General features: G+C 47.1%; 10 protein-coding genes and 4 tRNA genes. All 14 read right to left on the bottom strand.

Going from position 1 to position 13,943, the window contains the following annotated elements; translation table 11 throughout:
* Positions 1–7 precede the first annotated feature (7 nt).
* Positions 8–382 carry a 30S ribosomal protein S12 gene (gene rpsL / locus ACH50O_RS22360; RefSeq protein ID WP_013820393.1) on the bottom strand — a complete coding sequence of 125 codons (375 nt, stop codon included), beginning with the start codon at positions 380–382 and terminating at the stop codon, positions 8–10.
* 149 nt (positions 383–531) lie between these two features.
* Positions 532–4,731 carry a DNA-directed RNA polymerase subunit beta' gene (rpoC, locus tag ACH50O_RS22355; protein WP_446812180.1) on the bottom strand — a complete coding sequence of 1,400 codons (4,200 nt, stop codon included), beginning with the start codon at positions 4,729–4,731 and terminating at the stop codon, positions 532–534.
* Between the two features lie 73 nt (positions 4,732–4,804).
* The gene (gene rpoB / locus ACH50O_RS22350) at positions 4,805–8,881 is read right to left on the bottom strand and encodes a DNA-directed RNA polymerase subunit beta (protein ID WP_446809950.1); all 4,077 of its coding nucleotides are present in this window, start codon (positions 8,879–8,881) and stop codon (positions 4,805–4,807) included.
* Positions 8,882–9,004: 123 nt separating this feature from the next.
* Positions 9,005–9,373 carry a 50S ribosomal protein L7/L12 gene (gene rplL / locus ACH50O_RS22345; protein WP_446809949.1) on the bottom strand — a complete coding sequence of 123 codons (369 nt, stop codon included), beginning with the start codon at positions 9,371–9,373 and terminating at the stop codon, positions 9,005–9,007.
* A gap of 46 nt (positions 9,374–9,419) precedes the next feature.
* Positions 9,420–9,914: a 50S ribosomal protein L10 gene (gene rplJ, locus ACH50O_RS22340; protein ID WP_026147170.1), complete on the bottom strand. Its 495-nt coding sequence runs from the start codon at positions 9,912–9,914 to the stop codon at positions 9,420–9,422.
* A 188-nt stretch (positions 9,915–10,102) separates the two neighbouring features.
* Positions 10,103–10,798 (bottom strand): 50S ribosomal protein L1, encoded by a 696-nt coding sequence (rplA, locus tag ACH50O_RS22335; protein ID WP_020484794.1) that lies wholly within the window; start codon positions 10,796–10,798, stop codon positions 10,103–10,105.
* Positions 10,798–11,229 carry a 50S ribosomal protein L11 gene (rplK, locus tag ACH50O_RS22330; protein ID WP_446809948.1) on the bottom strand — a complete coding sequence of 144 codons (432 nt, stop codon included), beginning with the start codon at positions 11,227–11,229 and terminating at the stop codon, positions 10,798–10,800. Before rplK ends, rplA begins: the two co-directional genes overlap by 1 nt.
* Positions 11,230–11,329: 100 nt before the next feature.
* Entirely contained in the window at positions 11,330–11,863 is a 534-nt protein-coding gene (gene nusG / locus ACH50O_RS22325) for a transcription termination/antitermination protein NusG (RefSeq protein ID WP_036280331.1), read from the bottom strand.
* Complete coding sequence (gene secE / locus ACH50O_RS22320; protein ID WP_446809947.1) at positions 11,863–12,243, bottom strand: preprotein translocase subunit SecE; 381 nt, start codon at positions 12,241–12,243, stop codon at positions 11,863–11,865. Before secE ends, nusG begins: the two co-directional genes overlap by 1 nt.
* 37 nt (positions 12,244–12,280) lie before the next feature.
* Positions 12,281–12,356 (bottom strand) — tRNA-Trp (locus tag ACH50O_RS22315).
* A gap of 34 nt (positions 12,357–12,390) precedes the next feature.
* Positions 12,391–13,581 carry an elongation factor Tu gene (gene tuf / locus ACH50O_RS22310; protein WP_446809946.1) on the bottom strand — a complete coding sequence of 397 codons (1,191 nt, stop codon included), beginning with the start codon at positions 13,579–13,581 and terminating at the stop codon, positions 12,391–12,393.
* A gap of 41 nt (positions 13,582–13,622) precedes the next feature.
* Positions 13,623–13,698, bottom strand: a tRNA-Thr gene (locus ACH50O_RS22305).
* 19 nt (positions 13,699–13,717) lie between these two features.
* Positions 13,718–13,791 (bottom strand) — tRNA-Gly (locus tag ACH50O_RS22300).
* 17 nt (positions 13,792–13,808) lie between these two features.
* Positions 13,809–13,893 (bottom strand) — tRNA-Tyr (locus ACH50O_RS22295).
* Between the last annotated feature and the right edge of the window lie 50 nt (positions 13,894–13,943).

Raw genomic sequence — 13,943 nt, 5'->3', positions numbered from 1 at the left:
CCAACCTTTATTTCTTAGGTCTTTTCGCGCCATATTTGGAGCGACCACATTTTCTATCCTTAACACCAGAAGTATCAAGACTTCCCCGAACCACGTGATAACGAACACCTGGCAAGTCCTTTACCCGCCCACCACGAATCAGCACCACCGAGTGCTCTTGAAGATTATGCCCCTCACCACCGATGTAACTACTTACCTCAGCACCGTTAGTCAATCTCACCCTTGCAACCTTTCGCAAAGCCGAGTTCGGTTTTTTAGGCGTTGTAGTATAAACACGCGTACAAACTCCGCGTCTTTGAGGACAAGCTTCCAACGCCGGAACATTGGTCTTCTCTATTTTTTTAGCACGAGGCTTACGGACCAATTGATTGATCGTGGCCATTCTTAACTACTCCGAATATGCAATGTTTAATAAGCAATAAAGAAATCTGCGGAAGCGCAGATCAATACAGCTCCGCCCAAACCTATTGGCTGATGTGAGCAGAGCATGATACCTTTACAATGGAACTAGGTCAAGCATTTTTGAGATTTTTACTCGACATTTAAAGCTTGTTTCAAAGCCTCCTCAACGTCAACTGCTTCAATCGCTTGTGCTCCGGAATCAGCACCAGAGCCGGAATCGGCAGCTCTTCTTTTACGACGCTGTTCATGGTAAGCCAAACCGGTACCCGCAGGTATTAAACGACCAACAATTACGTTCTCTTTCAAGCCATTTAAACTATCGCTAATGCCGCGTACAGCAGCATCAGTCAATACACGAGTGGTTTCCTGGAATGACGCAGCCGAAATAAACGACTCTGTAGCCAATGAAGCCTTTGTGATACCTAACAGCAAGGAATCATAACTGGCAGGAATCTTACCTTCCCTTTCAACTTGGTCGTTAACTGCGTTAATCATTGTGCGCTCAACTTGTTCGCCTTTCACGAAATCAGTATCGCCAGACGCTGTAATTTCGACCTTTCTCAGCATTTGGCGAATGATCGCTTCAATATGCTTGTCGTTGATTTTTACACCTTGTAAACGGTAAACGTCTTGAATTTCCTTGACTAAATAGTCCGCCAATTCCTCAATACCGCGCAATCTCAAAATATCATGCGGCGTCAATTCGCCCTCAGCGATCGTTTCGCCTTTATCGACAAATTCGCCCTCGAAAACAGTGATATGTCGCCATTTGGGTATCAGCGTTTCATATTGCTCACCTTCGGAATCCGTAATAATTACGCGCTGCTTACCCTTGGTTTCCTTACCGAAGGACACCATACCGGTGGCCTCAGCCAAAATTGCAGGATCTTTGGTTTTGCGAGCTTCGAACAAGTCCGCTACCCTTGGCAAACCACCAGTGATATCCCGTGTTTTACTGGACTCTTGCGGAATTCTCGCCAAAACGTCACCGACTTTTACTTCTCCACCGTCCTTCACACCGACGATGGCGCCCGCTGGCAAGAAGTATTGGGCCGGAATATCAGTTCCTGGCAAGTTGATTTGACCGCCTTGCTCATCGATAAGACGAACCATAGGTCGTAACTCTTTACCGGCCGAGCTTCTTTGTTTAGGGTCGGTAACCACGCGTGAGGTTAAGCCGGTTACATCATCGGATTGCTCTTGAACGGTGATACCATCCATAAAGTCGATCAGCTGGATAAAACCGTCCACCTCGGTAATAACCGGATGGGTGTGCGGATCCCAATTAACGATGATATCGCCAGCACTGACCGGACTACCGTCGCCAACCGACAATACAGCACCATAAGGTATTTTGTAACGTTCGCGCTCACGCCCGTAATCGTCCATAACCCCAACCTCGCCTGACCGCGATACGGCGACAAGATTGTTTTCTCTGTTCTTAACGGTTTTTAAGTTATTGAGCTTTGCAGTACCGCTGGATTTAACTTGGACGTTACTCACAGCAGCCGACCGAGAAGCTGCACCACCGATGTGGAAAGTCCGCATCGTTAACTGCGTGCCCGGCTCACCGATAGACTGCGCGGCGACAACGCCGACAGCTTCGCCAATGTTAACCAAATGACCGCGACCCAAATCACGACCATAGCATTTGGCACAAACACCTTGACGAGATTCGCAAGTGATCACGGAGCGTACCAACATCTTGTCGACGCCGTTATCTTCCAGAACCGTGACCAGATTTTCATCGATCATGGTGCCGGCAGGAATCAAGACATTGTTGCCAGCCGGATCGGTTACATCTATTGCCGCGACTCGTCCCAGTACGCGGTCAACCAAAGGCTCAACAACGTCGCCGCCTTCGATAATAGGCATCATGGTCAAACCGTTTTGGGTACCGCAATCAGATTCTGCAATAACCAAATCCTGTGCGACATCGACCAAACGGCGAGTCAAGTAACCTGAGTTAGCAGTTTTCAACGCGGTGTCGGCCAAGCCTTTACGAGCACCGTGAGTTGAAATAAAGTACTGCAACACGTCCAGACCTTCTCGGAAGTTCGCTGTAATAGGCGTCTCGATAATGGAGCCGTCAGGCTTGGCCATCAAACCGCGCATACCTGCCAACTGCCTAATCTGCGCTGCGGAACCCCGCGCACCAGATTCAGCCATCATAAAAATGGAATTGAAAGACTTCTGTTTAACTGTCTCCCCTTTTGAGTTGACCACCTCGTCTTCACCCAAACCTTCCATCATCACTTTCGCCACCTGGTCGTTTGCCCGCGACCAAATGTCAACTACTTTGTTATATCGCTCGCCATCCGTCACCAAGCCTGAAGCATACTGGTTCTGAATTTCGTTAACCTCTGCATCGGCGGAGCGAATGATATCGGCTTTTTTAACAGGAATTTCCATGTCTTCAATACCGAAAGAAACGCCTGACCGGGTAGCATATCTGAATCCCAAATACATGATCTTATCAGCCAACATTACCGTTTCTTTAATGCCGAGATATCGGTAACTGTAGTTGATCAATCGCGAAATATTCTTTTTGGTCATATCGACATTGACCAATTCGTAAGGCATGCCGTCAGGAACTATACCCCATACAATCGCACGGCCAACTGTCGTTTTCTTTCTGCTAACGACGGTTTCGAAATCGCCTTCGGCGGTTTTCAACTTTTCGATTACGCGCACTTCGATTTTCGTCTGCAATTCCACAGACTTGCTATCAAGGGCCAGCATCACTTCCGACAAATCGGCAAAGATACTGCCTTCGCCAACTGCATTCACTTTTTCGCGAGTTATATAATACAAACCCAATACCACGTCTTGAGACGGGTTGATAACGGGCTCACCGTTAGCCGGCGACAAAATGTTGTTGGTCGCCATCATCAAGGTGCGCGCTTCTAATTGCGCCTCTATCGACAAAGGAATATGCACAGCCATTTGGTCGCCGTCGAAATCGGCGTTAAACGCACTACAGACCAGCGGATGCAGCTGAATGGCTTTACCTTCGATCAAAATCGGCTCGAATGCTTGAATACCCAACCTATGCAGGGTCGGAGCACGGTTCAACAGCACCGGATGCTCACGAATAACTTCTTCGAGAATATCCCATACTTCAGCGCCTTCGCGCTCCACCATTTTCTTGGCCGCTTTAATAGTTGTAGCTAAACCGCGTAATTGTAATTTGCTAAAAATGAAAGGCTTGAACAACTCCAAAGCCATTTTTTTCGGTAAACCACACTGATGCAACCTTAAAGTCGGACCAACCACGATAACCGAACGGCCGGAATAATCGACACGCTTGCCCAACAAGTTTTGACGAAAACGGCCTTGCTTACCTTTGATCATATCAGCCAAAGACTTCAAAGGACGTCTATTGCTACCGGTAATCGCACGGCCACGACGACCGTTGTCCAACAGCGCATCGACCGCTTCTTGCAGCATGCGTTTTTCGTTGCGAACGATGATGTCGGGCGCATTCAAATCCAACAAGCGTGTCAAACGATTGTTTCTATTGATTACCCGGCGATACAAATCATTCAAATCGGAAGTGGCAAAACGACCGCCATCCAACGGCACCAATGGACGCAACTCAGGCGGTAATACTGGCAACACCGTCATAATCATCCATTCCGGACGATTATTGGAAGCCAGCAATGAATCGATAACCTTTAAGCGCTTCGAATATTTTTTTATTTTGGTATCGGAATTGGTCGCATTGATCTCTTCACGCAAGGTGTTGATTTCTTCTTTCAAATCGATAGATTTGAGCAAATCATAGATCGCCTCCGCGCCCATTTTTGCAACGAAATCATCACCGTGCTCTTCAATGGCGTTCAGATATTCTTCGTCAGTCAGCAATTGGCCTTTTTCCAAAGGCGACATGCCCGGATCAATAACGACGAATGTTTCGAAGTACAGCACACGCTCAATCGAACGTAGCGTCATATCCAGCAATAGAGCAATCCTGGATGGCAAAGATTTCAAAAACCAAATATGCGCGACCGGACTAGCTAAGTCGATATGGCCCATGCGCTCACGACGGACTTTCGACAACGTAACTTCTACACCGCATTTTTCACATATGACGCCACGATGTTTCAGACGCTTATATTTACCGCACAAGCATTCGTAGTCGCTGATCGGCCCGAAAATTTTCGCGCAAAACAAACCATCGCGCTCAGGCTTGAAAGTACGGTAATTGATTGTTTCAGGCTTTTTGACCTCCCCATACGACCATGAACGAATCATGTCCGGAGAAGCCAATCCAATGCGGATAGTGTCAAAATCGTCTGTACGACCTTGACGTTTTAAGAAATTCATTAAATCTTTCAAGAGCTTACCCTCTTTATATGTTATCCGATATTGTCCAGAATCTATTTCGCAAAGAACGGAATTAATCTTGTTCCATTTCGATATTTACCGCCAACGAACGTATTTCTTTAACCAATACGTTGAACGATTCCGGCATACCTGCTTCCATTGAGTGATTACCGTCAACAATGTTTTTATACATTCTGGTTCTGCCTGTCACGTCGTCGGACTTGACCGTCAACATTTCTTGCAATGTATAAGCGGCACCGTAGGCTTCCAGCGCCCAAACCTCCATTTCCCCAAAACGTTGGCCGCCGAATTGAGCTTTACCGCCCAATGGCTGCTGAGTAACGAGACTGTATGGACCCGTTGAACGCGCATGCATCTTGTCGTCCACCAAATGATTCAACTTCAGCATATACATGTAACCCACGGTCACTTCGCGCTCAAATGGCTCGCCGGTCAAGCCATCGTAAAGAACGGTTTGACCATGTTCGGGCAAATCGGCTAAACGCAGCATGGTGCGGATATCTTCCTCGGAAGCGCCGTCAAATACCGGGGTTGCCATTGGTACACCAGCGACCAGATTGACGGACATTTCCAAAATTTCTTTATCGGTAAACGAATTCAGATCTTCTTTTCTACCGCTATAGTTGTATATTTTTTCTAAAAAGCCGCGAATTTCCGCGACTTTTGCCTGGGCCTCCAACATCTTACCGATCTTGATACCCAAGCCTTTAGAAGCCCAACCCAAATGAGTTTCCAGTACCTGCCCAACGTTCATCCGCGACGGTACGCCAAGAGGATTTAACAGGATGTCTACCGGATTGCCATCTGCTGTATAAGGCATGTCTTCAATCGGCACAATTTGCGAGATAACACCCTTGTTACCGTGACGACCAGCCATTTTGTCACCAGGTTGAATGCGCTTTTTAACGGCCAAGTACACTTTGACCATTTTCAATACGCCTGGCGCCAAATCGTCGCCCATGGTGATTTTTTTCTTTTTCTGCTCGAAACGCTCGTCGAATTCCTTACGCTGCTGCTCTACATGTTCGGCGACTGTTTCCAATTGCACGTTAACATCTTCATCTTGCGTACGAATTTTCAACAGTTCGGACGGCACCAAGCCATCTAGGTAATCGGCGCTGATTTCTTCGCCTTTTTTCAACGCGTTGGGACCCTTTTCTGCCTTTTTGCCTACCAGCAAAGTTTTGACCCTAGCAAAAATATCATGTTCTACGATTTTCAGCTGGTCATCCAAGTCTTTGCGATAACGTTTAATTTCGGCTTCTTCGATTTCCAGGGCACGCTTATCTTTCTTAACCCCATCGCGTGTAAAGACCTGCACATCAATGACCGTACCGCGAACGTTACCCGGTACGCGTAGCGAAGTATCCTTTACGTCCGCCGCTTTTTCACCAAAAATGGCTCGCAGCAACTTCTCTTCCGGTGTCAATTGCGTTTCACCTTTTGGCGTAACTTTACCGACCAAGATGTCACCACCCTTCACTTCAGCACCAACGTAAACGATGCCGGATTCATCCAACTTCGATAACGCTTCTTCGCTAACATTAGGAATATCGGCTGTAATTTCTTCCGGACTATGTTTAGTCTCGCGAGCCACGCAGGTCTTTTCTTCAATATGAATCGTCGTGAAACGGTCTTCCTTCACCACCCGCTCAGACACCAATATGGAGTCTTCGAAGTTGTAACCATTCCACGGCATGAATGCGATCAGCATATTTTGACCCAAGGCCAATTCACCAATATCGGTTGACGGACCATCGGCCAAAATATCTCCGGCCCTGACCGTGTCTCCCAATTTGACCAACGGCTTTTGGTTAATACAGGTGTTCTGATTAGATCGAGTGTATTTAATCAAGTTATAAATATCGACGCCAGGCACGCCAGCCACGGTTTCGTTATCGTTCGCACGCACTACGATACGGCCGGCATCAACCGCTTCGATACGGCCGCCGCGAGTTGCCACCACGGTCACACCTGAGTCTTTTGCCACCACGCGCTCCATGCCGGTACCGACCAGCGGTTTCTCGGCGCGCAAGGTCGGAACTGCCTGACGCTGCATGTTCGAACCCATTAATGCCCGGTTCGCGTCGTCATGCTCAAGGAATGGGATAATTGATGCCGCCACGGACACGATCTGCTTCGATGAAACGTCCATATATTGCACGGTATCGGACGACGCCAAGGTAAACTCGTCCTTATAACGGCAAGATACCAAGCCTTCCACCAATTTACCGTTTTCGTCAACAGCCACACTGGACTGCGCAATAACGTACTCGCCTTCTTCAATCGCAGAGATGTAATCCACTTGATCGGTGACCTTGCCATCGACTACTTTACGATATGGGGTTTCCAGGAAACCATATTCGTTGGTTCGAGCATAAACCGACAGCGAGTTAATCAAACCGATGTTCGGACCCTCGGGAGTTTCGATGGGGCAAACGCGGCCATAGTGGGTGGTGTGAACGTCGCGAACCTCAAAACCTGCGCGTTCTCTAGCCAAACCACCTGGACCCAACGCCGAAACCCGGCGTTTATGGGTAACTTGCGACAGCGGATTGTTTTGGTCCATAAACTGCGACAGCTGGCTGGAACCAAAAAACTCTTTTACCGCCGCAGAAACCGGCTTGGCATTGATAATTTCCTGCGGCATATAGCCCTCGGAATCGGCCAAGGTGAGACGTTCTCTTACAGCTCGTTCAACACGAACCAACCCGATACGGAACTGGTTCTCGATCATTTCGCCGACAGAACGTACCCTTCTATTGCCCAAATGATCGATGTCGTCAACAGTACCGTTGCCGTTTCTGATTTTGATCAGCTCTTTAAGTACATCGATGATGTCTTCTTTGCTTAACGTACCAGTGCCCTCGGTTTCTTCACGACCCAAGCGACGATTGAACTTCATCCGACCAACAGCTGATAAGTCATAGCGTTCGTCGGTGAAAAACAGATTTTCAAACAAATTCTCGGCGGATTCCACCGTCGGCGGCTCACCAGGCCGCATCATCCGGTAAATTTCCACCAAAGCTTCCAATCGATTAGTCGTCGTATCCAATCGCATTGAATTAGAAATATACGGACCTCTATCCAAATCGTTGACATACAGCGTATTAATCTCGCTAACGCCGGCATCGATTAATTTCTGCAACAGGTTTTCAGTAATTTCGTCGTTGACGCTGGCTAATAATTCACCGGTCGACTTATCGACGACGTTATGACCCAGAATTTTTCCGTACAAGTAATCCCTAGGGACTTCAATTTCGGTAACACCGGACTTTTCCAGTTGACGCACATGTTTGGCGGTAATCCTGCGACCTTCTTCGATAACGACTTTACCGTCGTGTTTGATATCGAATACTGCCATTTCCCCGCGCAATCGCTCGGGAATGACGTGAAACATTAATTTGTCGGCACTTAACGAGAACTTATTGGTCTCGAAGAAAATTTTGATCATTTCTTCGTTTTCGTAACCTAAAGCCCGCAACAAAATTGTGGCAGGAATTTTTCTGCGTCTGTCTATACGCACATAAACCGCGTCTTTATGATCGAACTCAAAATCCAGCCATGAACCGCGGTAAGGGATAACACGGGCGTTGAATAATAGCTTCCCCGATGAATGGGTTTTACCCTTATCGTGATCGTAAAACACTCCCGGCGATCTATGCAATTGGGACACAATGACGCGTTCCGTGCCATTGATAACAAAGGTACCGTTGTCGGTCATCAAGGGTAGTTCACCCATGTAGACTTCTTGCTCTCTGATATCTTTAACTACTTTGGTATTGGCAGGCGCATCTTTATCATAGATAACCAGACGCACTAATACGCGCAACGGTGCTGAAAATGTGGCACCGCGCTGTTGACACTCTCTTACATCGAATGCGGGTTCCCCCAAGCGATATTTAACGTACTCCAATACAGCATAGCCGGAATGACTTACTACCGGAAAGACACTGGAGAATGCGGCATGCAGTCCTTGATTGCGTCTTTTATCCGGCTCTATGCCAGACTGCAAGAAATTCGCATACGAATCAATTTGTGTTGCCAAAAGATATGGGACTTCAAGTACTTCAGTACCTTTCCCAAAATTATTACGGATACGCTTTTTTTCGGTAAAAGAATAGGCCATATTGCTTCTATACCTTCGTCGTCAGAGATTATTTACTACTGTTTTTAGAAACAGTAAAAGGCCGACGGCAAAATGCCGTCAGCCCGGTTTGGTAGGCTTATGCCTGATATGCAGTCAAGATGCTTATTTGATGTCGGCAGTTGCGCCAGCGTCTTCAAGCTCTTTTTTCGCAGCTTCAGCTTCGGATTTGCTGACGCCTTCTTTGATTGTAGTTGGAGCACCTTCAACAGCGTCTTTCGCTTCTTTCAAGCCCAGACCCGTTAAACCACGAACCGCTTTAATAACCGCTACTTTGTTTTCGCCGAAACCGGTCAAGATGACATCGAATTCGGTTTGTTCTTCAACAACAGCCGCCGCTACAGGAGCAGCAACTGCTACTGCCGCAGCAGCAGAAACGCCAAACTTTTCTTCCATCGCTGAAATCAGATCAACGATTTCCATCACAGTCATGTTAGAGACTGCTTCCAAGATGTCTTGTTGTGAAATTGCCATTGTATATTCCTCTAAAATTAATGAGTTTTAACTGGTTAACGCGAGATTATGCCGCTTCTTTCTCGTCTCTGATTGCAGCCAGAGTACGCGCGAGTTTCTCAACCGGTGCTTTCATGACAGACATCAGCATGCTGATACCTTGATCACGGGTTGGCAATCTTGCCAATCTATCCAGCTCCGATCCGTCAAAAGCCTGTCCACCGATCGCAACTACTTTCGCGATCAGTTTGTTGTGGCCTTTTGAGAATTCGCTGATGAGTCGTGCAGCGCAGCCTGGATCTTCCATGGAAAATGCCAGAATCAAAGGACCAACCAGTCCTTCCTGCATACATTCAAACTCAGTCCCAGCGACAGCACGTTTAGCCAGTGTGTTTTTGACTACGCGCAAATAAACACCCGTTTCTCTCGCGGTTTTACGCAGCTCCGTCAACTCGGTAACTGTTAAACCCCGATATTCCGCAGCGATTGCGGAATGGGCTTTAGCGGCGAATTCAGCAACTTCCTCTACGACAACTTTTTTGCTATCTAAATTGAGTGCCACATCTACCTCCGGTACTTTCCGATTATGCATCGGATCTATGAAACGCATCTTTCGATGCCCCTTTCACGGTCCCTTTCACCAACTTTGCGGCTCCAGCTCCCGTCTGCGTAGGAAAATTAAGCTTGCGCACCTACGGTCTTTGACGGTTGCCGATGATTCGGCAACCCAAAGCCTTAAAACTTGTTATTTTAAATATCGATACTGCTTTGATCAATCCACAAACCCGGCCCCATAGTCGAAGACAATGCAATCTTTTTCAGATACACGCCCTTCGCTGCTGTGGGCTTAGCTTTTTTCAAATCTGAAATTAAAAATTCCAAATTTTGTTTAAGCGAGGTTTCATCGAAAGAGACTTTACCGATCGAGCAATGAATGATGCCTGATTTATCGGTGCGGTATCTGACCTGCCCTGATTTAGCATTTTTAACCGCTGTAACGACGTCAGGCGTTACGGTACCTACTTTCGGGTTTGGCATCAGGCCTCTTGGACCTAAAATTTGACCCAATTGACCAACCACGCGCATTGCATCAGGTGAAGCAATAACTACATCGAAGTTCATTTCGCCGCGTTTTACTTGCTCGGCCAAATCATCCATACCGACGATATCCGCGCCAGCTTCTCGCGCAGCATCCGCATTAGGGCCTTGAGTAAACACAGCAACTCTTACCGTTTTGCCTGTTCCGTTAGGCAGCACAGAGGCACCACGAACGTTTTGATCGGATTTACGCGGATCAACACCTAAGTTAACACTGACATCAACCGACTCATCAAACTTGCTATTTGCAAATTCTTTTAACAGAGCCACTGCTTCGGCAACCGAATATTGTTTGCTTCTGACTACCTTTTCTTTGATAGCCTTTGCTTTTTTTGTTACTTTTGCCATTACACGCCCTCCACGTTCAAGCCCATGCTGCGAGCGCTTCCCGCAATAATCCTTACCGCCGCCTCTAAATCAGCCGCATTCAAATCTTCCATTTTGGTTTTCGCAATTTCTTCTAATTGAGCACGAGAGACCGTGCCGACTTTATTAGAATTTGGTTTGCTGCTACCGCTTTTAATGCCAACTGCTTTTTTCAACAAAACTGACGCAGGCGGCGTTTTTGTAATAAAAGTAAAGCTTTTATCGCTATAAACGGTGATCACAACCGGTAAAGGCAGGCCCTTCTCGACTTCTTGGGTTCTAGCGTTAAATGCTTTACAGAACTCCATAATATTTACACCGCGCTGACCCAACGCCGGGCCGATTGGCGGACTGGGATTAGCTTCACCTGCTTTCACTTGCAGCTTGATGTAAGAATCAATTTTTTTTGCCATTTTATACTCCTAACGGGTGCAGACGCTTTTCAGCTCCCCAACAAACAAAAATCCCGGCCACAAAAATGACAGGGATTCGTAAAAATCTCGAACTGTGTGGTTAGACTTTTTCAACCTGTCCAAATTCTAATTCGACTGGTGTAGATCGACCAAAAATGAGAACAGACACGCGTAACCGACTTTTCTCGTAATTAACCTCTTCAATATTGCCATTGAAGTCTTTAAACGGGCCATCGGTAATCCGAACAACTTCCCCAACCTCGAACAATACTTTAGGTCTTGGCTTATTTACGCCTTCTTCAACGCGATTCAATATAGCCATCGCTTCTTTTTCCGATATAGGTGAAGGCCGATCCGACGCCCCACCAATAAAGCCCAAAACTCTAGGAACGTTTCTAACCAAATGCCAGGTTTCGTCATTCAATTCCATTTGCACGAGGACGTATCCAGGAAAGAATTTTCTTTCGCTTTTACGTTGTTGACCCATGCGCATTTCAACAACTTCTTCGGTAGGAACCAGAATTTTTCCAAAAAACTCTTGCAGACCTTCCCGTTTTATACGCTCTTCTAGAGCTTGCTTAACTTTGTTTTCAAAATTGGAATAAGCGTGAACAACATACCAGCGAAGCGTCATTATTTAATCCCCTGACTCATCAGCAGCTGAACACCCCAAAACAGAAACATATCTAGCAACCACAGTATTAAGCCAACTATAAAAACCATTAAAAAAACCATGAGAGTGGTGCGAACCGCCTCATCTTTAGTGGGCCATACTATTCTTTTAAACTCCTGTTTGGATTCCAGCATAAATCCCCACAAACCGCGGCCTTTAGCAGTCGTGAAGGCAACCGCAACTGCAGCACCCAAAACAGCAACCAAAACCAAAACGCGATAAAGAAGTTGGAAATCAGAGAAATAGTAGAACGCTGAAATGCCGGCAACAACAAAAACCAAAGATAAAGCCAGCTTTACAATGTCGACCACCGAGGTGACTTCTTCTGCATGTGCGTTCATTTAGTCAACTTGAATTAAATTATGAAGATTTTCCGAATGGCAGGCCAGGAGGGACTCGAACCCCCAACTTGCGGTTTTGGAGACCGCTGCTCTACCAATTGAACTACTGACCTATTCAGAAAATATTTTTTGAACCAAAAACCGCTGTTACTCGATAATAGAAGCAACAACACCCGCACCGACGGTACGACCACCTTCACGAATCGCAAAACGCAAACCGTCTTCCATCGCGATGGGTGAAATTAATTTCACAGTTACGGCAATGTTATCGCCAGGCATGACCATTTCAACGCCTTCTGGCAGATCGACTGCGCCGGTTACGTCTGTCGTTCTAAAGTAGAACTGTGGGCGGTAGCCGTTGAAGAATGGTGTGTGACGCCCACCCTCTTCTTTGGACAGCACATAAATTTCGGCCTTGAAGTGCGCATGCGGCTTGATGGAGTTTACGTGCGCCAATACTTGACCGCGCTCGACGTCATCTCTTTTAGTACCACGCAGCAATACACCCACGTTGTCGCCTGCTTGACCTTGATCCAGCAGCTTACGGAACATTTCGACGCCGGTGCAGGTAGTTTTGACGGTATCTTTAATACCGACAATCTCGACTTCTTCACCGACCTTGATGATGCCACGCTCAACACGACCGGTTACCACGGTACCGCGACCGGAAATTGAGAATACGTCTTCGATAGGCATCAAGAATTTGCCGTCGATCGCACGCTCTGGCTCAGGAATGTAGCTGTCCAGTGCTTCCACCAAGCGAACCACAGATTGTACACCGATTTCGCTTTGTTCGCCTTCTAAAGCTTTTAATGCAGAGCCCACGATGATAGGGGTATCGTCGCCAGGAAATTCGTATTGGTTCAACAATTCACGGATTTCCATCTCAACCAGCTCGATCAGCTCGGCGTCGTCAACCATGTCCGCTTTGTTCAGGAACACCACGATGTATGGCACACCGACTTGGCGTGACAGCAGAATGTGTTCACGGGTTTGCGGCATAGGGCCATCAGCAGCCGAGCAAACCAGGATCGCACCATCCATTTGAGCCGCACCGGTAATCATGTTTTTGACGTAGTCAGCATGGCCTGGGCAGTCAACGTGAGCATAGTGGCGATTAGCAGACTCATACTCTACGTGCGAGGTAGAGATGGTAATACCGCGCGCACGCTCTTCCGGGGCGTTGTCGATTTGATCAAAAGCTTTAACTTCGCCGCCTTGCAGCTCCGCCATAACCTTTGTTAATGCCGCTGTTAATGTGGTTTTGCCGTGGTCAACATGGCCTATAGTGCCAACGTTTACGTGCGGTTTCTTTCTTTCAAATTTTTCTTTAGCCATTATGAAACACCCTAACTACAACAAAAACATTCAATCCAATCTGGAGCTCATAACCGGATTCGAACCGGTGACCTCTTCCTTACCAAGGAAGTGCTCTACCTACTGAGCTATATGAGCGAGTACTTTACCCCGGAAATGGAGCGGGTGATGGGAATCGAACCCACGCAATCAGCTTGGAAGGCTGGAGTTCTACCATTGAACTACACCCGCAGATCCCATAAATTTGGTGGTGGAGGGGGGAGGATTCGAACCTCCGAAGGTAGAACCGGCAGATTTACAGTCTGATCCCTTTGGCCGCTCGGGAACCCCTCCGTTACTTATTCGATCAATTATCCTTATTTAAAAAAACTTAGTCAAGTTTT

It is taken from the genome of Methylomonas sp. 2BW1-5-20, assembly GCF_052474515.1.
Note: the sequence above shows the minus strand (reverse complement) of the source record. Positions and strands in the feature narration are given on the sequence as shown.